Annotated in this window: 22 protein-coding genes; 16 read left to right on the top strand and 6 right to left on the bottom strand. The window is 38.1% G+C overall.

The annotated features are described in order from the left end of the window. The first annotated feature begins 81 nt into the window (after positions 1–81). The 11 genes from EL17_RS15240 to EL17_RS15190 all read left to right on the top strand — a co-directional run bounded on the left by EL17_RS15240 (position 82) and on the right by EL17_RS15190 (position 11,585). Positions 82–990, top strand: a complete 909-nt coding sequence (locus tag EL17_RS15240; RefSeq protein WP_035075898.1) for an aminopeptidase — start codon at positions 82–84, stop codon at positions 988–990. 88 nt (positions 991–1,078) lie between these two features. After that, positions 1,079–1,609 (top strand): hypoxanthine phosphoribosyltransferase, encoded by a 531-nt coding sequence (hpt, locus tag EL17_RS15235; protein ID WP_035075895.1) that lies wholly within the window; start codon positions 1,079–1,081, stop codon positions 1,607–1,609. Positions 1,610–1,654: 45 nt separating this feature from the next. After that, on the top strand, positions 1,655–2,230 hold the full coding sequence (locus EL17_RS15230; protein ID WP_035075892.1) for an adenylate kinase: 576 nt from the start codon (positions 1,655–1,657) through the stop codon (positions 2,228–2,230). An 81-nt stretch (positions 2,231–2,311) separates the two neighbouring features. Next, entirely contained in the window at positions 2,312–3,304 is a 993-nt protein-coding gene (gene obgE, locus EL17_RS15225) for a GTPase ObgE (RefSeq protein WP_035075889.1), read from the top strand. 76 nt (positions 3,305–3,380) lie between these two features. Beyond that, entirely contained in the window at positions 3,381–3,956 is a 576-nt protein-coding gene (locus EL17_RS15220; RefSeq protein ID WP_035075886.1) for a nucleotide exchange factor GrpE, read from the top strand. A 7-nt stretch (positions 3,957–3,963) separates the two neighbouring features. Beyond that, positions 3,964–5,076, top strand: a complete 1,113-nt coding sequence (gene dnaJ / locus EL17_RS15215) for a molecular chaperone DnaJ (protein ID WP_035075883.1) — start codon at positions 3,964–3,966, stop codon at positions 5,074–5,076. A gap of 83 nt (positions 5,077–5,159) precedes the next feature. Then, positions 5,160–6,047, top strand: a complete 888-nt coding sequence (locus EL17_RS15210; protein WP_035075880.1) for a DUF4097 family beta strand repeat-containing protein — start codon at positions 5,160–5,162, stop codon at positions 6,045–6,047. A 69-nt stretch (positions 6,048–6,116) separates the two neighbouring features. Continuing rightward, positions 6,117–7,022 (top strand): ABC transporter ATP-binding protein, encoded by a 906-nt coding sequence (locus EL17_RS15205; protein ID WP_035075877.1) that lies wholly within the window; start codon positions 6,117–6,119, stop codon positions 7,020–7,022. Beyond that, the gene (locus EL17_RS15200) at positions 7,015–8,325 is read left to right on the top strand and encodes an ABC transporter permease (RefSeq protein WP_035075874.1); all 1,311 of its coding nucleotides are present in this window, start codon (positions 7,015–7,017) and stop codon (positions 8,323–8,325) included. The genes EL17_RS15205 and EL17_RS15200 overlap by 8 nt, the downstream gene beginning before the upstream one ends. Before the next feature lie 312 nt (positions 8,326–8,637). Then, complete coding sequence (locus tag EL17_RS15195) at positions 8,638–9,831, top strand: sensor histidine kinase (RefSeq protein ID WP_035075872.1); 1,194 nt, start codon at positions 8,638–8,640, stop codon at positions 9,829–9,831. Between the two features lie 173 nt (positions 9,832–10,004). Beyond that, entirely contained in the window at positions 10,005–11,585 is a 1,581-nt protein-coding gene (locus EL17_RS15190; RefSeq protein WP_035075869.1) for a peptide chain release factor 3, read from the top strand. Between the two features lie 55 nt (positions 11,586–11,640). On the opposite strand, the gene EL17_RS15185 is transcribed toward EL17_RS15190, so the two are convergent. Continuing rightward, a complete protein-coding gene (locus EL17_RS15185; RefSeq protein WP_035075866.1) occupies positions 11,641–12,567 on the bottom strand; it encodes a YihY/virulence factor BrkB family protein in 927 nt (308 codons plus the stop codon). 188 nt (positions 12,568–12,755) lie between these two features. Between EL17_RS15185 and EL17_RS15180 the strand changes: the two genes are divergently transcribed. The 3 genes from EL17_RS15180 to EL17_RS15170 are packed head-to-tail and all read left to right on the top strand — an operon-like array spanning position 12,756 to position 14,944. Continuing rightward, positions 12,756–13,490 carry an RluA family pseudouridine synthase gene (locus EL17_RS15180; RefSeq protein WP_035075863.1) on the top strand — a complete coding sequence of 245 codons (735 nt, stop codon included), beginning with the start codon at positions 12,756–12,758 and terminating at the stop codon, positions 13,488–13,490. 30 nt (positions 13,491–13,520) lie between these two features. Further along, the gene (locus tag EL17_RS15175) at positions 13,521–14,375 is read left to right on the top strand and encodes a TraB/GumN family protein (protein WP_035075860.1); all 855 of its coding nucleotides are present in this window, start codon (positions 13,521–13,523) and stop codon (positions 14,373–14,375) included. A 50-nt stretch (positions 14,376–14,425) separates the two neighbouring features. After that, on the top strand, positions 14,426–14,944 hold the full coding sequence (locus tag EL17_RS15170; RefSeq protein ID WP_051720023.1) for a SixA phosphatase family protein: 519 nt from the start codon (positions 14,426–14,428) through the stop codon (positions 14,942–14,944). A 156-nt stretch (positions 14,945–15,100) separates the two neighbouring features. Here EL17_RS15170 and atpC read toward each other — a convergent pair whose 3' ends face one another. From atpC to EL17_RS15155, 3 genes are all read right to left on the bottom strand, one after another. Next, entirely contained in the window at positions 15,101–15,349 is a 249-nt protein-coding gene (atpC, locus tag EL17_RS15165; protein ID WP_035075857.1) for an ATP synthase F1 subunit epsilon, read from the bottom strand. A gap of 62 nt (positions 15,350–15,411) precedes the next feature. Continuing rightward, positions 15,412–16,917 (bottom strand): F0F1 ATP synthase subunit beta, encoded by a 1,506-nt coding sequence (gene atpD, locus EL17_RS15160; RefSeq protein ID WP_035075855.1) that lies wholly within the window; start codon positions 16,915–16,917, stop codon positions 15,412–15,414. Between the two features lie 204 nt (positions 16,918–17,121). After that, a complete protein-coding gene (locus EL17_RS15155) occupies positions 17,122–17,616 on the bottom strand; it encodes a C40 family peptidase (RefSeq protein ID WP_035076491.1) in 495 nt (164 codons plus the stop codon). 238 nt (positions 17,617–17,854) lie between these two features. Here EL17_RS15155 and EL17_RS15150 point away from each other — a divergent pair, with 238 nt between their 5' ends. Together EL17_RS15150 and EL17_RS24055 are read left to right on the top strand one after the other, a co-directional pair. Beyond that, positions 17,855–18,814 carry a tetratricopeptide repeat protein gene (locus EL17_RS15150; RefSeq protein ID WP_035075852.1) on the top strand — a complete coding sequence of 320 codons (960 nt, stop codon included), beginning with the start codon at positions 17,855–17,857 and terminating at the stop codon, positions 18,812–18,814. Next, positions 18,807–19,049 (top strand): hypothetical protein, encoded by a 243-nt coding sequence (locus tag EL17_RS24055; protein ID WP_035075850.1) that lies wholly within the window; start codon positions 18,807–18,809, stop codon positions 19,047–19,049. Before EL17_RS15150 ends, EL17_RS24055 begins: the two co-directional genes overlap by 8 nt. Here the strand turns inward: EL17_RS24055 and coaE are convergent. Beyond that, positions 19,043–19,651 (bottom strand): dephospho-CoA kinase, encoded by a 609-nt coding sequence (gene coaE, locus EL17_RS15140; RefSeq protein WP_035075848.1) that lies wholly within the window; start codon positions 19,649–19,651, stop codon positions 19,043–19,045. The genes EL17_RS24055 and coaE overlap by 7 nt on opposite strands. Further along, positions 19,641–20,606 carry a YbbR-like domain-containing protein gene (locus tag EL17_RS15135; protein ID WP_035075845.1) on the bottom strand — a complete coding sequence of 322 codons (966 nt, stop codon included), beginning with the start codon at positions 20,604–20,606 and terminating at the stop codon, positions 19,641–19,643. The genes coaE and EL17_RS15135 overlap by 11 nt, the downstream gene beginning before the upstream one ends. Positions 20,607–20,610 lie beyond the last annotated feature (4 nt).

The raw sequence follows: 20,610 nt of genomic DNA, 5'->3' as shown, positions 1-20,610 counted from the left end.
ACGTAAAACTTTCTTGCAAATGTTTTATGTAGGTTTGTGTTAACTTTTTTGTTTCAATTACCAGTCATAAACTATGCCAATATGAAATTACTAGGGCAATTACTGCAAATCCAAAGCGTTTCAGGAGATGAGTCGTCTATCTCCGCTTTTATATTGGATTTTGTATTTAAACGTAGAACTACCTGGAAAGTTTTACCAGAGATATATAGCGGTGAAGGATTTCAAGAATGTATAGTACTAAAATTCGGTACTCCCAGGACTGCAGTATTTGCACATATGGATACGATCGGATTTACGGTTCGCTATGATAATCAATTGGTTCCGATAGGAGGCCCTGATGCTGAATCAGGTGACCTTTTAGAAGGAAATGATGAGTTAGGACCTATTATTTGTCCATTAAAAAATATCGAAGGGGAACTTTATTACGATTTTCCAAGAGCGATACAGAGAGGTACAAATCTTTCATATAAACAAAATGTGAGGTTGGATGATGAATTCATCCAGGCAGCCTATCTCGACAATAGATTGGGTGTATATAATGCGCTGCAGCTATGTGAAGAATTAGAAGATGGCGTGATTGTTTTTTCTACCTATGAAGAGCATGGAGGAGGAAGTATGCCTTTCCTTTTAAAATTTATATACGAAAAATGGGAAATAAAGCAGACATTAATATCTGATATTACCTGGGTAACTGCCGGTGTAAGGCACCATGAGGGCGTTGCCATATCTCTGAGGGATAAATACATACCGCGAAAAGTTTTTTTAAATAAGATCATATCACTTGCTAATGAAAGTGGGATACCATTTCAGTTGGAAGTAGAGGGCAGTGGGGGTAGTGATGGGAGGGAGGTGCAGTTTTCACCTTATCCAATCGACTGGTGTTTTATAGGCGCTCCAGAAGACTATGTACATACACCAAATGAGAAAGTTTCCTTATATGATATTGATTGTATGGTTAGATTATATCGTTATTTGATGAAATATCTATAATATAACAGTGATTAGCTGAGAAGTTGGCGATTGGCTGTCATTTTTTCCTATATTTGTACCGCCTTTAATATGGTTTTTTTATTTCATTATGATAGAAGTTAAAGACAAAAAGTTTATTCCATTCCTTTCCGAGGTACAGCTTGAGGAAAAAATTAAAGCACTGGGGTCGGAAATAAATAAAGACTACAAAGATAAAGAGCCTGTGCTTTTAGGTATTTTGAATGGATCTTTTATGTTTTTGTCAGATCTTGCGAAAGCTATAGATATTCCTGTAGAAATTCATTTTATAAAGGTTGCCTCTTATGAGTCTTTAAGCTCATCAGGTAGTATCAAAGACTTGATAGGACTGAATGTAGACATTAAGGGGCGGAATGTTATTATAATAGAAGATATCATTGATACAGGTTTGAGTATGAAACATATTCTTAACCTGGTAATGGATAAGAAACCTGCAAGTATTTCTATAGCTACCTTGTTATTAAAACCCGAGGCGCTAAAGGAAAAGCTTGATATCAAATATGTTGGGTTCACTATTCCCAATAAATTTGTAGTAGGATATGGGCTGGATTATGATGGGTATGGCAGGAATTTAAAGGAAATTTACCAATTGAAAATTTAATTAGACATTGGTATTAATAATCATATAAAAAGAAATTATTTTACTATGCTAAATATTGTTTTATTCGGCCCTCCCGGTGCAGGCAAAGGTACTCAGAGTGAAAAACTGATTGAAAAATATAATTTGGTCCATTTATCCACAGGGGATCTTTTCCGTGTTCATTTGGGACAAGGTACTGAACTAGGTCAATTGGCGCGAAAATATATGGATGAGGGAAGACTCGTGCCTGATGAAGTGGTAATCGGTATGGTGGATGAAAAGATCCAAAGCAGTACGGGTGTAAATGGATTCATATTTGATGGTTTTCCACGAACAGTGGCCCAGGCTGAAGCGCTGGATAAACTATTGATTGATAAAGCGGAATCGATCACCTGTATGGTAGCATTAGATGTGCCTCATGAGGTTTTAAAAAAGCGGATCCAGGAAAGAGGCAAAACATCTGGCCGTGTTGATGATCAGGATGACGCCAAGATCAATACTAGAATAAACGTTTACATGGAAGAAACCTTACCGGTGGCCGAGTATTATAAAAAGCAAGGCAAGTTATCACAGGTAAATGGAGTAGGAGAGATAGAAGGTATATTTGAAAAAATCTCCCAAGTCGTAGATAGCCATTCATAGATAAATAATTACATAACTTTGTACAGATATTGGCTAAGCGTGATGGCTTAGCCAATTTTGTTTAATTAAAATCAAGCAACCGTGGCAGATTCCAATTTTATAGATTACGTGAAGTTTTGTTCCAGATCTGGAGCAGGTGGTTCTGGTTCTGTACATTTCAGGCGTGAAAAACACGTGCCCAAAGGGGGGCCAGATGGTGGAGATGGTGGACGGGGAGGTCATATTATCTTAAGAGGCAATGCGCAGCACTGGACACTATTGCACCTTAAATATAAAAAACATGTCATAGCTGATAATGGCAAAGGGGGCGAAGGTGGCCGGAGAAAGGGAGCTGATGGAAGTGATATGGTCCTCGATGTGCCTTTAGGCACGCTAGCTAAGGATGCCGAAACAGGTGAAATCAGGTGTGAAATAACAGAAGATGGACAGGAGGTAATTCTTACCAGGGGCGGTAGGGGAGGCTTGGGTAATGACCATTTTAAATCTGCCACTAATCAGGCACCTCATTATGCTCAGCCTGGTGAAGAGGGGATAGAAGAATGGATTATTTTGGAGCTCAAACTGCTGGCAGATGTAGGCCTAGTGGGATTTCCCAATGCGGGTAAGTCGACCCTGCTTTCTGCAGTATCTGCGGCCAAGCCTGAAATAGGAGATTATCCTTTTACTACCCTGGTTCCAAATCTTGGGGTAGTAGGATATAGGGGGGATAAATCTTTTGTAATGGCAGATATTCCCGGTATAATAGAAGGTGCGGCAGAAGGGAGGGGGCTAGGGATTAGGTTTCTTAGACACATAGAGAGGAATTCCATTCTTCTTTTTATGGTGCCGGCAGATGCTAAGGACATCAAAAAAGAATATGGTATATTAATCAATGAACTCAAGCAGTATAATCCTGAGTTGCTGGATAAAAAAAGATTGTTGGCCATTTCAAAAGCTGACATGTTGGATGAGGAGTTGATGGCTGAAATGCAAAAAGAGCTTCCCGACAATATACCTTCTATATTTATTTCTTCAGTGTCACAATATAACCTTGACAAATTGAAGGACCTCATTTGGCAGTCCATTAATTATTAATGCCAGTTTGGCAGTATTAAAGGTGTGGCAAACTAATTGATTTTCATTTATCAACTTTTGAAAATAAGATAAGCATATGGCGGATAAAGATAATTTAGAACAAAAAGATAAAACTACTGAAAATTTGGCTGCTGAAGAGCAGATAGAGCAAGATGCTCCAGATCAGACTGGTGAAGATCAGGATGAAAAAGAACAGATCAGTGTTGAAGATAAATTCAAAGCTGAAGCCCAAGAGCTCAAAGATAAATATTTAAGGCTTTATTCTGAATTTGAAAATTACCGTAGAAGAACAGCTAAAGAGCGATTGGAATTAATAAAAACAGCTTCAGAAGATGTTTTAAAAGATTTAATTCCGGTGGTGGATGATTTTGAACGGGCTATAAAAGCTGCAGATCAGAATGAAAAATCATCTAATATGATAGAGGGCAAAGTGCTCATATATAACAAGCTATTGAAAGTATTGGAGTCTAAAGGTGTTAAACCAATGGATGATTTGATAGGTAATGGATTTGATTCTGAAACCCAGGAGGCCATCACCCAGATACCGGCACCTACAGATGATATGAAGGGTAAGGTAATAGATGTAGTAGAAAAAGGATATACACTTGGGGACAAGGTAATCAGGTACGCTAAAGTGGTCATCGGATCATAGAATTATTATGGCAAAAAGAGATTATTACGAAATATTGGAAATAAGCAAGGATGCGAGTGCGGATGAGATAAAAAAAGCCTATAGAAAAATGGCTATTAAATACCATCCAGATAAAAACCCGGACAATCCTGAAGCTGAAGATAAATTTAAGGAGGCGGCAGAAGCTTATGAAGTTTTGAGCAACCCTGAAAAAAAGCAGCGCTATGACCAGTTTGGACATCAGGGAGTGAGCGGAGCCGGCGGTTTTGGTGGAGGAGCAGGGATGAATATGGATGATATATTTTCCCAGTTTGGTGATATCTTTGGTGGAGGTGGCTTTGATTCTTTCTTTGGCGGTGGCGGCCGAGGAGGGCGTCGTACCAAAAAAGGCACCAATCTGCGTGTGAAATTAAGGCTTAATCTAAAAGAAGTAGCCGGGGGAGTAGAGAAAAAGATCAAAGTCAAAAGGCATGTCCTAGCAGAAGGTGTCACTTTCAAAACCTGCAGCACCTGTCAGGGATCAGGTCAGGTAAAAAAAGTAGTGAATACCATGCTGGGCCAAATGGTGTCCGCAAGTACCTGTCCTTCATGTGGGGGCAATGGTCAGATAGTAGATAAAAAGCCTGCTGAGGCAGATTCTAAAGGTCTGGTCATCAGGGAAGAAGTGATACCTATCAAAATCCCAGGAGGAGTAGCTGATGGCATGCAGCTGAGTATGTCCGGAAAGGGGAATGAAACCCCAGGTGGCATAGCTGGTGACCTTTTGATAGTGATAGAGGAAATAGCGGATGATCTGTTACAGAGAGATGGCAACAATGTAATATTCGATCTTTATGTAAGTTTTGTAGATGCTGCTCTGGGAGCACAGATAGAAGTACCTACTATAGATGGGAAAGTGAAAATTAAACTTGAACCCGGTACCCAGAGCGGGAAAGTTTTAAGGTTAAAAGGGAAGGGTATAAATGATATAAATGGATATTCAAAAGGAGACCAACTTATACATGTGAACGTTTGGACACCCAAACAGCTATCAAAAGAAGAAAGACAAATCCTAGAAAACCTGAGGAGTTCCAGCAACTTTATTCCAGATCCAGGTAAGTCGGAAAAGAATTTCTTTGATAAGATGAAAGAGTTTTTTTAGATAAAAATTGAAAGCTGGGATATTTTCCCGGCTTTTTTTTATCTATATAAAACCTTTTACGCTACGCACCGTAATTTACTCGTATGTTGAGAAGAGTATGCTTAATAATTTGGGCAATTGTAGCGTTTAATACTAATATAATAGCTCAAATTAATAAAGAGTTTAAGGTCGAAAAGACGGAGGATTTCAGCCAGGTAAAGTTAAATTTTTCTTCCTATAAAGGGATCTCCCATATAGGGAGGGATCATTCAGGTTTGCCCATCTTCATAGAAGCATCTTTGGCAAAAGTTAATATCCTGCCTTCCTTTCAATATTCCGTTCGGAACAATATATTATCCGCTACACTGGACCACCGCAATGTAGAATCAGAAAGTTTGGGAAAAAGTATAACTTCCAGGCTATTTCCCAGCAGTAATGATGATTTTGACCATGACTGGAAGGTAGGTTTAAATACAAATTTTTTATATGATTTAAATTTAAATTTTGGCATAGGAAGAGCGGACATTGATTTATCTAATATAAATGTGACCAAATGCAAAATTAAAACTGCTACTGCTGATGTAGTATTAAAATATAGTAAAAGCATTCCTAATCCTATTAGTATGGACACTATGTCAGTAAGCGTGAATATGGGAAACGTGGAGGCTAATGGATTGAATTTTTCAAATGCAAAACAAATGATCTTTGATGTCAATTATGGTAATGTAAACCTTATCTTTAGTGGAGATATGTCTCAGGCTACTCATGTAAGGGCCAGTGTGGGGGCAGGTTCCGTAAACATCACCTTACCTGATACAGATACTCCTTATATAGTGAAAGTCCAAAGCACTGCCATGTGCAGGACTTCTATACCTCATTACCTTAAAAGTATAGGCAATAAAACCTATATCAGCAAAGGATATAGTGCCGGTGCGGGTAATCTTATGACTATTGAAATAGATGTGTCGGTAGGCTCGGTAGCATTAAAATAGAACGGCATTAAGGTAATTGATTTTTTCATAGGTAGAAATAATTGGATTCCAAACAAGTAAAATTTATTGATGACACAAATTTTAGAAGTCCATTCACTAAGTAAATCTTATGGAAATAACCCTGCATTGATAGATATAAATCTATCTGTGGAAAAGGGGATTATATTTGGCCTGCTAGGTCCAAATGGCGCTGGTAAGACTACTCTCATCAGGATCATCAATCAAATCATAGAGGCAGATTCTGGTGAAGTGAAGATAAACAATAAAATACTGAATCCGGAACACATCAAAAATATAGGTTATCTCCCAGAAGAAAGAGGGCTCTATAAAAAAATGAAAGTAGGGGAACAGCTGTTGTATTTTGCACAGCTTAAAGGTTTAAGAGCCAGTGAAGCAAAGCAGAGGGTGAAATATTGGACCGAGAAACTAGATATTTCAGCTTGGAAAGATAAAAGAATAGAAGATCTTTCAAAAGGAATGGCCCAAAAGATCCAGTTTATAGCTACGGTGATACATGAACCTGAACTACTGATACTTGATGAACCATTTTCAGGATTTGACCCTGTAAATGCCGAGCTAATCAAAGATGAAATAATCGATCTCAAAAATAAAGGCACTTCTGTTATTCTTTCTACGCATAGAATGGAATCTGTAAACCTGTTATGTGATCATATAGCGATGATCAATAAGGCCAAGAAAGTTTTGGATGGGACTGTGGAGGAAATACGACAACTTTCCAGAAAAAATCTTTTTGAGCTTAAATTAAGGCTTGGTTCAGAGTCTTTTCCTCCGCATTGGATAAAGCAGCCAAGTGCTGGCCAGGACACCAAGTTTCACATAATGCTCAATGGAGGGACTACTAACCAACTTTTACAAGAGGCATTGACATATGGAGAGGTGTTGAGTTTTGAAGAAATTATTCCTTCTATTGGTGAGATTTTTATACAGCTAGCTAAAGATACGGATCATGAATAAAATATTACTGGTAATCAAAAGGGAATATTTTGCCAGAGTAAAAAAGAAATCTTTTCTTTTAGTCACCCTACTGACACCATTGCTTTTTCCTTCCATACTGGGTGTTTTTTTATGGATAGCTATGAATGAGCGGGAATCAGAAGCCCTGAGAATCATTGAAGTAGTAGATGAAAACAACCTTTTCAGAATGGAGAGCTCTGATCAATATGCTTTTTCTTATTCTAATAGAGATAGGGAAGAGGCTAAAGATCTGGTAAAAAGCGGAGACAGATACGGTTTTCTATATATACCCAAAATAGCGCTGGACCATCCATCAGGTATCATGTATTATACCGATAAAAATCCTAGCATGGCCATGCTGGCTCATTTGGAAAGTGCTCTTAAGAGGAAAATAGAAGAGATAAGGCTATTTGATTCAGGAATAGACCCGAATATAATAGCTGAACTCAGAACCAATGTATATGTTCAGGCTGTCACCTTGGATAATGCAGGTGAAGAAAAGGCCTCCAATGCGGTAGTCAATTACATTTTAGGATTTATAGCTGGTATATTGATTTATATGTTTATTTTCATATATGGCAACCAAATTATGCAGGGTGTTATAGAAGAAAAATCCAGCAGAATCATTGAAATCCTGATATCTTCAATAAAGCCCTTTCAGCTGATGACTGGAAAGATCATAGGTATAGGACTGGTAGGTTTGAGCCAGTTTTTGATATGGATAATTTTGATTTCTGGTATATCTGCATTGGTCATGGGATATTTTGGAATGATGATGCCTCAGCAGCAAGCTCTAGAAATGTCTAATCCGAATGCAGGCCAAATACTTGAGACTTCCGCGGGGGAAATGGGACAATACCTGAAGGTCATTCAGGATATTGATTTCTTCAAGCTCGTATTAACTTTTGTCTTTTACTTTATCGGTGGGTACTTGCTATATGGAGCTTTTTTTGCTGCGATAGGGGCAGCGGTAGATACTCCGTCAGATGCACAGCAGTTTATGTTTCCGGTTACCATCCCTCTGATTGTAGCATATTTTGGCCTTTTTGTTTTTGTATTGGATGATCCTAACAGTAATATCTCATTTTGGCTATCGATCATACCTTTTACATCCCCTATAGCTATGATGGGTAGGGCAAGTTATGGAGTGCCATTTTTTGATTTAGCGCTATCTATGGGGCTATTGATCTTAGGTTTCTTTTTCACTACCTGGATGGCTGGAAAAATTTATAGGATAGGAATCTTAGTGCATGGCAGTAAGGTGAATTATGGGACATTATGGAGGTGGTTAAAAACAGCATAATTGTAACTTATTCAATTATAATATAGAATATCTGAAAAATAGAATTCAGCCATTTAAAGGGGGCAATTGTTTTTTTATTATAAATAATTAAAGTTGCTATCATCTGGTTTAGCATTTTTAATAAAACTTTGCTTTCTTTCATCCATAATTCAGATTATGGATTATGACTCTGTGTTTCATTATGGACATTTCTATATAGCCATTTATTTATAATGGTTATATACTGTTTAATTCCCTTTAAATTAAATAATATCTGTGTTATAATACAGTTATAAAAGAGCTGACAAATAATTTGATTTCCACCCCTTTAAAATGAAAAATAGATTTCAGGATCTTACCACTTTTGACCTATACCATAATAGGGGAAAAGTAAAATGGATTATTTTTATTATTTCTCTGATCATAAGTATCGGATCTATATATTATACTGATCTACTCGTAAGTGACCTAAAGATCAGAGAGAAGCGACAGATAGATTTATATGCCAATGCTATGGAATATCTGGCGAGTGGAAATGATAACCTCACGTTTATCCATCAGGAGATAATAGTAGAGAATACCAGTATTCCAGTAATCATTACAGATGCTAACGGTATCCCGAATGAGCATAAAAATATCAAGTTAAAAAAGAACAGTACAGAAGAAGAAATCAAGGCGCAATTAAGCTATGAGCTGGTCAGGATGAGAGCTGAATATGAACCTATCGTATTAGCTGAGGATTATTTGATATTTTATAGAAATTCGGAGTTGCTAAGGAGGCTTCAGTATTATCCTTATGTACAGCTTTCTGTTATATTAGTGTTTGGCTTGCTAGCCTTTGCGGTTTTCAATCAATCCAAACTTGCGGAACAAAACAGGGTATGGGCTGGTCTTACCAAAGAGACTGCCCATCAACTGGGAACCCCCCTTGCCTCCTTAATGGCATGGATCGATTATTTAAAAAACTCACCCGTCTGGGATGAAAACCAGGAAGTCATACAGGAAATGGATAAAGATGTGGTCAAGCTGCGTCTGGTTACTGAGCGGTTTAGCAATATAGGAAGTACGCCAGTCATACAGCCTGAAAATGTATACCAGACAGTAGAAGAAGCTGTCAATTACCTTCGTCCTAGATTATCGAGCAAGGTAGAAATTCAGCTTAATAGTCATGCAGATAATATTTATGGTATGATGAATAAACCCTTATTTGAATGGGTAATAGAAAACATCTGTAAAAACGCAGTGGATGCCATGAAGGGAAGAGGGGATATTCTGATAAATATAGTAAAGGAAAGCGAAAGATTTATAGTCATTGATATAAGTGATACAGGGAAGGGAATGGAAAAAAGCATGTATAAAAAAGTTTTTAACCCGGGATTTACTACCAGGCAAAGAGGCTGGGGACTAGGACTCACTTTAGCCAAAAGAATCATTGAAGGTTACCACAAAGGGAAGATCTATGTCAAAACCTCTGAAATGGGTAAAGGTACTACATTCAGGATTGTTCTAAATGCCGTACAGGAATAGGCTTTAAAAATAGTTTAGATTATAGGGGCTATATTTGTTTTATATGATACCTTTTTGTCCAAATGTTCGGCAGATGGGTAGATAAAACTGCTAGCTTCCTTTCTTTTTTAATGTTTCCGATCTTCTAATATTAGCTGTACCTTTGCAGCCTGAAAATATAGATATTTAAGCAGATGACCCTTTCCCAAGAAATCCAAAAGAGAAGAACTTTTGCCATAATTGCCCACCCTGATGCAGGGAAGACCACACTTACCGAAAAGCTTTTGCTTTTCGGAGGAGCAATAAAGACAGCCGGAGCAGTAAAGTCCAATAAAATTGATACGGCTACCAAGTCTGACTGGATGGAAATAGAAAAACAGAGAGGTATCTCTGTGGCTACTTCTGTGATGGGATTCGAATATCGGGACATCAAAATAAATCTACTGGATACGCCGGGCCATCAGGATTTTGCTGAGGACACCTATAGGACCCTGACTGCGGTAGATTCAGTTATAATGGTAATAGACTGTGTAAAGGGGGTGGAGATCCAAACTGAAAAGCTGATGGAAGTCTGCCGAATGAGAAAAACACCGGTAATCTGTTTTATCAATAAACTGGATAGAGAAGGGAGGGACCCATATGACCTTTTAGATGAGGTGGAAGAAAAACTCAATATCAGTGTACGTCCCCTATCCTGGCCCATAGGTATGGGAAAATCTTTCAAAGGGGTTTACAATCTGTTTGACCAAAAACTCAATCTGTTTACACCCAGCCAAAGAAAGCTTAGCGATGATAGAGCCGTATTTGAGGATCTGGGAGATAAAAGATTGGATACCCTCATAGGCCAAAGTTATGCTGATCAACTAAGGGAAGATGTGGAATTGATAGAAGGGGTATATCCAGATTTCGACCCTACGGAATATTTAGAAGGGAAGGTAGCTCCTGTATTTTTTGGTTCTGCAGTCAATAATTTTGGCATAAATGAAATGTTGGATACTTTTATCAAAATAGCTCCCAAACCTAAAAGCAGAAATACAGAAGAGCGGGAAGTAGCACCTGATGAAAAAAACTTTTCAGGGTTTATATTTAAGATCCATGCCAATATGGATCCAAACCACAGAAATAGAATCGCATTCCTTAGAATATGTTCAGGTAAATTTGAAAGAAATAAACCTTATAACCATGTACGTGGCACTAAGCCTTTGAGATTTTCTAATGTGACCTCATTTATGGCCCAGGATAAAGAGATAGTCGATGAAGCCTTTCCTGGAGATATAGTGGGGCTATATGATACAGGGAATCTCAAGATTGGAGATACGCTTACAGACGGTGAAAACATGAATTTTAAAGGTATTCCCAGCTTTTCTCCCGAAATTTTCAGAGAAGTGGTCAATAAGGATGCTATGAAAACCAAACAACTGGAAAAGGGTTTGAAACAGTTGATGGAGGAGGGAGTTGCCCAACTTTTTACATTCGATATGGGATCTCGAAAAGTGGTGGGTACAGTAGGCCAGCTTCAGTTTGAAGTAATTCAGTTTAGGCTGAAAAATGAATATAATGCCACTGTGGAATTTTCACCTATGAATCTCTACAAAGCCTGTTGGATTAGCAGTTCAGATAAGAAGCAACTTGAAGAATTCGTACGGTCAAAAAACAGGCACATCGCCAGAGATAAGGATGGGAAACTGGTATTTATGGCAGAAACCAAATCATGGCTTCAGATGGTTCAGGATAATTATCCTGAAATAGAATTCCATTTTACTTCTGAATTTTAAGAAACATGGAAGGCACGGTAATTACTCTTAACACCGTGCCTTCATTTTTCTCTCATTAATCTTCTACTCCCTCTTCACCTAATTCTATTGTCTGGGAATATTTTACGGCTATGGATTTAGGTTTGATCTCATGTCCTCTGTTCATAGAATATGCTTTGGTAATCTCCCCTCCCAAAAATAGGATGATAGAACTGTAAAATATCCAGAGGAGAATTATAACCAAAGACCCTGCCGCTGCATAATAATCTGCTACTTCTATTTCATTCAATATTAAATTTATGATCTGCTTTCCGATTAAAAACAGTATAGAAGTAATAATGCCCCCTGCCAATGCATCTCTCCAGGGTATCTTGGCATCTGGTAGGGTCTTATGGATAGAAGTGAAAAATATAAGTACCATCAGGAAGCTTAATAGAAAATTCAATGCCGTCCAAGTATGATGCGTATTCCCCGGTAACAGAGCTTCTATTTCACTGCCAGCAAGGGATACGGCTGTATCTAAAATCATAGTAAGCACGAGTAAAAAGCCCAGCCCTACTACGATTAATAAAGTCACAGAGCGATGCTTGAGATAGCTTAAATATTTGACATCTTTTTTTACTTCAACTTTCCATATGGAATTTAAGGCTTTTTGGATCATAAAGAATATCATAGTGGCACTTTTAATGACAACTAAGACACCTACGATAATATACCAAAAACTGCCTGGGCTTTCGATCACATTTTCTAATACGACAGCAACTTGTTCCGCCGCTTCTTCTCCTATATATTCATCTGCTACACTGTGTATTTCACGGCTAATAGTCTGAACATCAAAAAATATTATTCCTACTAATGTCACTACAATCAAAATGGCAGGTAAAGAGAAGATGGTGAAAAAGGCAATAGCTGCGCAATATATTATAGGCTCATCCTCCTTCAGATACTTCAAGGTGTTCTTTAATATTTTTCCGGAATCTTTAAAAACTTTTTTAATGCTCATTTGATGGATGATTTATTAGTTTTATAAATGTTTAAATACAACAGATAAGGTACCTAATTGTTAATTATAGAATAATTTTTGTAAAAATTTGAACTTTATCTGATATTTAGCGCTATCTTTATAGTGCCCTTTAAAGCAGGTGAAATTACAGCTTCTTTTTGTTTATCTTTGGTAAAAAATAATATAAGATGAGAAAGCAGCCTTTCACGGTAGTATATGAAGATAATCACCTTTTAGTGGTAAACAAAGCAGCAGGTGTATTAGTACAAGGTGATAAAACCGGGGATAAAACCTTGACAGACTTTTGTAGAGAGTATATTAAACATAAATATAACAAACCTGGAGATGTATTTCTTCACCCTGTACATAGGTTAGACAGGCCTGTGAGTGGACTGGTAATATTTGCCAGAACTTCAAAAGGATTGGAAAGAATGATGGAGCTCTTCCGGAAACGGGAGATCCATAAAGTATACTGGGCCGTAGTTAAGAAAAAGCCTAAGGAAGAGATGGGGAAACTCACCCATTACCTTACAAAGGATGAAAATAGAAATCTTGTAACTGCGCATGAAAAGGAGGTGTCAGCCAGTCAAAAGGCCGAACTCAACTTCAAACGACTTGGAACTTTAAATGACCACTGGTTATTAGAAGTCAGGCCAGTCACTGGCAGACCTCATCAAATAAGAGTCCAATTATCCAGTATGGGATCTCCTATTAGAGGTGATGTAAAATATGGCTTTGTCAAGCCAAATCAAGATGCTAGCATTAATTTACATGCATTTCACTTAGTCTTTACTCATCCTATTAAAAAAGAAAAACTCTTTTTAAGGGCAGGCCTTCCTACGGAGCCTTTTTGGGAGCAGTTTTTGGAATTTGAGGAGATAAAAGCCAAAGATCAACATCTGGATAATACGTTTAGCGGATAACATTAACAAATATTAAAACACCATTTTCCTATGAAAAATATAATTGTATTACTACTTGCGTTCATTGCTTACGCAAATGTTGGCTTTTGCCAGGAAAAAGGATTGTTTTATGAGATATCGGGCAATGGATTAGTCGCTCCATCCTATTTGTTTGGTACGATACATCTCATTTGCGAGGAAGACTTTTATTTGGGTCAGCAGGTACTTGAAAAGGTGAAATCATCCCAAAACCTGGTCTTAGAAATAAATCTGGATGATCCCAATATGATGCAGGTGGTGTTTTCTAATATCAATAATCCATCAGGAGAGAAAATCACGGATTATCTAAATGATGATCAGTTTGACGCAACCCAAGCTTTTCTTAAAGAAAATGCCTCGGTAGACATCAATATGATGAAATCTATGCGTCCTTTTATGCTGCTTTCCATGCTGTATCCCAAAATACTTGACTGCGAAACCAAAGCATATGAGCTTGAGTTAATGAAGATAGCCAAACAAAATGAAATTAGTATTAGAGGTCTGGAAAGTATAGAGGATCAGCTGGCTGTGTTTGAAAATATTCCTTTAGAAGAACAATATAAAAATCTGTATGATTATGTATTGGATTTTGAAAAAGGGAGAAGGGATTTTCTACAGCTGATAGAGACCTATAGGTCTAAGGACATAGAAAGAATGGTGGAAATGGTAAGTGAAAGTCCAGAGTACAAAAATTACCAGGGTATATTACTTGATGATAGAAACCACAACTGGTTATCTCCCATGATGGCTATGATGAAAGAAGGTAATATGTTCTTTGCCGTAGGGGCAGGTCATCTAGGCGGTGAAAATGGCATGGTGAACCTTTTAAGAAAGGAAGGGTATACGGTTACAGTGCTGGAGGAATAATATCAAGGGCTAAATTTTGAGGTTTTTGAATAATAATATGCTTTGTTAAAATGATAAAGATACTTGCTATTACATTTCTGTTACTCAATAATATATTACTAGGATATGATCTTTTTGTGAAAGAAGATGTTGACGAACGTGCCATATATATTATCAGACATGCAGAGAAAGAGGCTGATAAAGATGATCCCGCATTGTCCGAAATGGGCGAAGACAGGGCATTTAGATTAAAAGAAATATTACAAGACTTAGACATAAAGGCTGTCTATTCATCTGATACTAAACGGACGAGGGATACTATTATTCCATTTGCAGATGAGGAAGGGTTATACCTTAAGATATATGATACAGAAAACCACGGCGAACTGGTAGCTAAGCTTCAGGATGAGGAAGGTAATGTGGTTGTCATAGGACATTCCAATACCGTTCATCATATAGTAAATTTGTTGATCGGCCGTACCGTCATGGAGGAACTTGATGAATCTGATTACGAAAATATATTTATAGTATATATAGATGAAGAGGGTGGTACCCGGCTGGAACGGAAAAAATACGCGGATTTAGAATAAATATATTTCCTTTAATAAGAGTCAATGGAACCCTGAGGGGCCGTTTTGGTAATAAATGTAAGTATAAAATACTAAAAATAATGGCCTATTAATCAGGTGCAGATCGCTAAAGAAAAAAAGCGGAGAATTTTTCTCCGCTTTTCTGAATTTTAGATATTATTCCTGAATAATCTTCTCGGCTAGTAGGATGATATTATTTTCCTTAACTTCTACCACGCCTCCGTCTACCTGGAGGATTTGTCTCCCTTCTTTGGTAGTAAAAGCTACTACACCTTTTGCAAGGGCAGATACGAGAGGTGCGTGATTGTTTAAAACCTGGAAAGCACCTGAAGCTCCAGGGAAGCTTGCTTCAGAAACCTCTCCCTGAAATACCTTTTTATCGGGTGTAATTATTTCTAAATGCATATAGGTATATTTAATAAGAACAACACGGAGATACCAAATGGTGACTCCGTGTTATTTTTTATTTAGTTATTCACTTCAGCTAGCATTTTCTCTCCTTTGGCTATAGCATCTTCTATACTACCTACCAAGTTAAAGGCAGCTTCAGGAAGGTGATCCAGCTCACCATCCATGATCATATTAAAGCCTTTGATAGTATCTTTGATATCTACCAGTACTCCTTTTAAACCTGTAAACTGCTCTGCTACGTGGAAAGGCTGAGAGAGGAATCTCTGTACCCTTCTAGCTCTGTGTACTACTAATTTATCTTCTTCGGAAAGTTCTTCCATACCTAGGATAGCAATGATGTCCTGAAGTTCTCTGTATCGCTGAAGAATTTCTTTTACGTTCTGTGCGCAGGTATAATGTTCGTCACCCAATACCTCTGGTGAAAGAATTCTAGAAGTAGAATCCAGAGGATCCACAGCAGGATAAATACCAAGTTCGGCGATCTTACGGGAAAGTACAGTAGTAGCATCCAAGTGGGCGAAAGTAGTCGCTGGAGCTGGATCCGTTAAATCATCAGCAGGTACATAAACGGCCTGTACGGAAGTGATCGAACCATTCTTTGTAGAAGTAATTCTTTCCTGCATGGCACCCATTTCTGTAGCCAAAGTAGGTTGGTAACCCACCGCAGATGGCATACGTCCAAGAAGGGCGGATACCTCAGAACCTGCCTGTGTAAATCTGAATATATTGTCAATGAAGAATAGGATGTCCTTACCGGCTCCGTCACCTTCTCCGTCTCTATAGTATTCGGCAAGCGTAAGGCCTGTCAAGGCTACCCGGGCTCGGGCCCCTGGAGGCTCATTCATTTGTCCAAAGACGAAGGTAGCTTTAGAGTCTTCCAGTTTTTTAAGGTCTACTTTAGATAAATCCCATCCACCTTCATTTTCCAAAGAATGTACGAAGTCATCACCGTAAGTCACGATACCTGATTCGATCATTTCTCTAAGCAGGTCATTTCCTTCACGTGTTCTTTCACCTACACCGGCGAAAACCGAGAGGCCTGAATATGCTTTGGCGATGTTATTGATAAGCTCTTGAATCAATACTGTTTTACCAACACCGGCACCACCGAAAAGTCCGATTTTTCCTCCTTTTGCATAAGGTTCGATTAGGTCAATTACTTTGATACCAGTGAAAAGTACTTCGGATGAAGTAGATAGGTCCTCAAATTTAGGAGCGCTTCTGTGTATAGGTAGCCTATTGGTATGAACTGGTTGTGGAAGACCATCGATAGCCTCGCCAATTACATTAAACAGACGGCCTTTGATTCCATCACCGGTAGGTACAGATATTGGGGATCCCAGATTGGTAGCCACCATACCTCTTACCATTCCTTCAGATGAGTCCATCGCGATAGTTCTTACACGATTTTCTCCAAGGTGCTGCTGAACTTCCAAAACCACTTTCTGACCGTTCTCCTTAGTGATCTCAAGAGCATCCAGGATATTAGGTAATATCCCTCCTTCGAAGGAGATATCCACTACGGGACCAATTACCTGAGTTATCTTACCAGTATTCGCCATTTTTATATATTATATGATAGGGATGTATGCTTTTTTATTCGAGTGCAAAATTAATTAATAAACCTGAATACCAAAGGATGTTTTGATTTTTAAATCAAATAAGTTGATAAATATATTTACTTAATTGCCTTTGGGTCACCTTACAGGATATCATAAATGACACTCAAGATATATTATGTTACAATTCAATATTAGCCTTAGATGCTAAAAAACGCGTCTGCCCAATACAAATCTATTTGACCAATAATTGGATTTGACGTTGTCTTCGGTCACACCTAAAGAGGTGGATGCGTGTATAAATTGGATGTTGCCCCGATGGTTAGAAGTTACAATCCCAGCATGGGTGACCTGCCTTTTTCTTTTCCCTGTAGCAAAGAACACCATATCTCCTTTTTGAAGGCCTTTGAGTGCCACCCTTCGGCCAATCTTGCTTTGTGCTTCTGATGAGCGCGGTAAGGTGACCCCAATACTGGAAAAGGATTGGAAGAGGAGTGCCGAACAGTCCATACCTGAGCGGGTAGTGCCGCCATATCTATAAGGAGTACCTCTAAAGGACTGAGCTGTAGTTACTACCTGGTCAATGTTTGCATTGCGGATTTTACGAGATGGAGAGCAGGAGGCAAATGAAATAATAATTATCCAAAAAATAATGATATAGGGTAATTTAAGGTGCTGGAGCTTGGCTATTTTGTAATGCATTATCTGTATTAAATATTTTTCCAATATTACTAAGTAAAACATAGGGGCGCAAAGTACTATGTGAAATTTCTGCAGTTTTTAATTAAAAACAGGCTTAAACATACAAATTAACCACGCATATGACAATATTATGTTATGATGTCCCTTATGGCATAACCCTTGCAAAAAGTCAGTTAATTTTGCATTCACTATAGTATATCTTATATTGACTCTTTAATTTGTCTTTATCGCTTTTATTATGAATAATCTTTTCCTTATTTTATTGCTCGTACTTAGTTTGGCTTCCTGTCAAAAAGGAAATATTTCGCTAATAGAAGAAGAGCTGGCTGGCACGCCAGTTTTCCAGGCCTTAAGTCTTACCAATGATTCACTATTTACCACCGTGGATTCGGCGGCTATGTCGGTGCAGATAGATGAATTAAATAAAGCCATAGCTGATTATAAAGATACTGCCACTCTGGAAAATATTATATGGAAGGGCAGGCGGGAGGCTTATATAGGACGTTATGATCTGGCCATAGCCACTTTTACTGAGGCTATAAGTCGATTTCCAAACAGCTATGAGGCATTAAGGCATAGGGGACATCGTTACATTACTATCAGGCAATTTGATAAAGCCATTGAAGATCTACAGAAAGCCTCCAGTCTTATGAAAGGGGAGCCACGGCAGATAGAGTTAGATGGTATACCCAATGATCAGAATATACCTTTGACCACGGTGCAATTTAACGTGTGGTATCATTTAGGATTGGCCCATTATCTCGAAGGGAATTTTGAAAATGCGCTGGAAGCTTACCGTACTTGTTTGGAAGTGAGTGATAATGATGATCTGATAGTCGCGACCCTGGATTGGAAGTACATGACGTTAATGAAAATGGGCCGTGAGAGTGAAGCAAAAGAGCTTTTGGATATGGTAGCGGAAGATATGACTATTATAGAAAACGAGGCTTACCATAATAGGCTGCTGATGTATAAAGGCCTGCTCCAACCAGAGGAACTTATAGATGAGGATTTTGATTCTGAATTAGGCAGGCTTCAGTATGTGACACAGGGATATGGGTTGGGTAATTACTATCTGGGACAAAATCAAGTTCAGCCTGCTACAGAAACATTTTTAAAGGTTATGAAAACAAATTATTGGGCCGCATTTGGTTATATTGCATCAGAAATGGAATTAGCAATTTTAAAGGATGAGTAGAGAAGAATTTATATTGTTACCCCTTCATAAAAAAATCCAAAAACTCTATACAGAGGGAGTTTTTGTGGTTGCTATTAGATATTATACCCATAAGGTGAATTTATACCTCCTTGGCGATGAGTATATTGAGGTGTTTTACAATCACAAATTAGATAAGATTGATCATATAGATTTTCTCAATAGAGAACATAGTAGGATGAAATTCTATTTGGATCAAATTTCTTTACCCTACTGATGATGTGCCGTTAATTTGGAATGAATATCTAATACTTGGGGTATTAACAATTTATTTTCTACGTTTTTGATGATATAATCTGACAGCTTATTTTTTTCTTCGTCTGACCATTGTTTATCTATAATATCATTGATCTGGGCTTCAGACCTGTGCATATCTCTGAACAGAATTCTGGCAATTCGGATCTTGAGCGGGGAGCTTACATTGATGATCTTATCCAAATGTCTGTAAGATCCTGTTTCAAAAAGTAAGGCAGCCTCTTTGATAATGTATGGAGACTGCTGCCGGTTTGCCCAGGCTTCAAAGTCTGTTTTCACAGCTGGATGTACCAAAGCATTTATCAGTTCGGTTTTTTTCTTATCATTAAACACATTGTTACCTAGAAATATACGGTTCAGTGTCCCATCTTCAAAATACGATTCATTGCCGAAATTAGCTGTGATAGCTTTCACAAGATTATAATCATGGGCCATAAGCCATTTTGCCCTTTCATCTGCATAATAGATGGGGATACCCAAAATGGCAAATATTTTTGTTACGGTGGTTTTACCAGAGCCTATCCCTCCTGTCAGGCCTATTAACTGCGGTCGATCAGTCTTCATACCTTAGTCTAAGCGTTTCCGGTTCAAAGGTTATATTTTCTAAATAGGGAGGGTTTCGGTTCAGTTGTAAGCTTACTGTACTGTCCTGCCTATTCCTATTGTTATAATTGAGTATACCTTCAAGTTCGAGTTCTTTTAAATCATCCACTCTTCTTTCATCCACTATATATTGCATGATGACAGAAGAAATGTTGGGGTCTATACTTACATTGGCCGGGAAGTTTACCAAGCGCAGCTTTAGCCTCTTATTGCCCTCTAAAAATTCAACTACATCAAATTCGACGAGGACATTATCTTCAGCAAGGGACAGATAGGGAGAAAGTTCTTTGGGAACGGTGATAGGAATAAGTTTGGCGTAATTACGGTTGATTTTTTCATCTTCGAGTTTTACATGAAAACTTGCTCCGAAACGTTGGACCATGGAAGTTGGACCTCTGACGGTGACTGATGCAGGATCTACTTTGATGGGGGATGCTAATCTAATGTTTCTGGCTAAGGTATTGGAGGATGTATCTATGGTCACGGCTACCTTACGGGTAATGATATTTTCTATATTTAACCGTAGCGAATCAGTGAGAATAGAGGTAAGCTGGGTAGGCACGAGTTTATCAGAAAGTTCCCGCTGAATATTCCTGGTTAGGATTATTGGTTGGCGGGGAGGGTTCTGTAGTTCTATGACAAAGGGGGAGACATTTACCTTAAAATATTTTCTGATAAGATCCCAACCGTTTCCATTGATTTCAATGCGCACCTTATTGGGGAGCTCTTCCACGGCCATGTATTCCTCTTGGTTATAATAAAACTCAATAGGATAATCCACTACCGTATAATAGTTGTCTTTATTTAAAGCATTTAAAACCCAAAAAGTGGTGGCCGTCAGTACACATAGGGCCACCACTTTGAAATTTGCAGCTTTTTTAGCTTTGAGACGCTTAAAATAATTTTGAAAATTCAACTGA

The sequence above is a fragment of the Anditalea andensis genome, from assembly GCF_000714815.1.
In the GTDB taxonomy this organism is placed as follows: domain Bacteria; phylum Bacteroidota; class Bacteroidia; order Cytophagales; family Cyclobacteriaceae; genus Anditalea; species Anditalea andensis.
The sequence above is the reverse complement of the archived record's forward strand: the minus strand, read 5'-3'. Positions and strand labels throughout refer to the sequence as shown.

Coding starts and splice junctions, on each gene's coding strand:
- dnaJ (WP_035075883.1), top strand. CDS start 3,964: ATGGCAAAAAGAGATTATTACGAAATATTGGAAATAAGCAAGGATGCG.
- EL17_RS15185 (WP_035075866.1), bottom strand. CDS start 12,567: ATGAGCATTAAAAAAGTTTTTAAAGATTCCGGAAAAATATTAAAGAAC.
- EL17_RS15180 (WP_035075863.1), top strand. CDS start 12,756: ATGAGAAAGCAGCCTTTCACGGTAGTATATGAAGATAATCACCTTTTA.
- EL17_RS24055 (WP_035075850.1), top strand. CDS start 18,807: ATGAGTAGAGAAGAATTTATATTGTTACCCCTTCATAAAAAAATCCAA.
- EL17_RS15155 (WP_035076491.1), bottom strand. CDS start 17,616: ATGCATTACAAAATAGCCAAGCTCCAGCACCTTAAATTACCCTATATC.
- EL17_RS15220 (WP_035075886.1), top strand. CDS start 3,381: ATGGCGGATAAAGATAATTTAGAACAAAAAGATAAAACTACTGAAAAT.
- atpC (WP_035075857.1), bottom strand. CDS start 15,349: ATGCATTTAGAAATAATTACACCCGATAAAAAGGTATTTCAGGGAGAG.
- atpD (WP_035075855.1), bottom strand. CDS start 16,917: ATGGCGAATACTGGTAAGATAACTCAGGTAATTGGTCCCGTAGTGGAT.
- EL17_RS15190 (WP_035075869.1), top strand. CDS start 10,005: ATGACCCTTTCCCAAGAAATCCAAAAGAGAAGAACTTTTGCCATAATT.
- hpt (WP_035075895.1), top strand. CDS start 1,079: ATGATAGAAGTTAAAGACAAAAAGTTTATTCCATTCCTTTCCGAGGTA.
- EL17_RS15170 (WP_051720023.1), top strand. CDS start 14,426: ATGATAAAGATACTTGCTATTACATTTCTGTTACTCAATAATATATTA.
- EL17_RS15175 (WP_035075860.1), top strand. CDS start 13,521: ATGAAAAATATAATTGTATTACTACTTGCGTTCATTGCTTACGCAAAT.
- EL17_RS15230 (WP_035075892.1), top strand. CDS start 1,655: ATGCTAAATATTGTTTTATTCGGCCCTCCCGGTGCAGGCAAAGGTACT.
- EL17_RS15150 (WP_035075852.1), top strand. CDS start 17,855: ATGAATAATCTTTTCCTTATTTTATTGCTCGTACTTAGTTTGGCTTCC.
- EL17_RS15200 (WP_035075874.1), top strand. CDS start 7,015: ATGAATAAAATATTACTGGTAATCAAAAGGGAATATTTTGCCAGAGTA.
- EL17_RS15195 (WP_035075872.1), top strand. CDS start 8,638: ATGAAAAATAGATTTCAGGATCTTACCACTTTTGACCTATACCATAAT.
- EL17_RS15205 (WP_035075877.1), top strand. CDS start 6,117: ATGACACAAATTTTAGAAGTCCATTCACTAAGTAAATCTTATGGAAAT.
- coaE (WP_035075848.1), bottom strand. CDS start 19,651: ATGAAGACTGATCGACCGCAGTTAATAGGCCTGACAGGAGGGATAGGC.
- EL17_RS15240 (WP_035075898.1), top strand. CDS start 82: ATGAAATTACTAGGGCAATTACTGCAAATCCAAAGCGTTTCAGGAGAT.
- EL17_RS15210 (WP_035075880.1), top strand. CDS start 5,160: ATGTTGAGAAGAGTATGCTTAATAATTTGGGCAATTGTAGCGTTTAAT.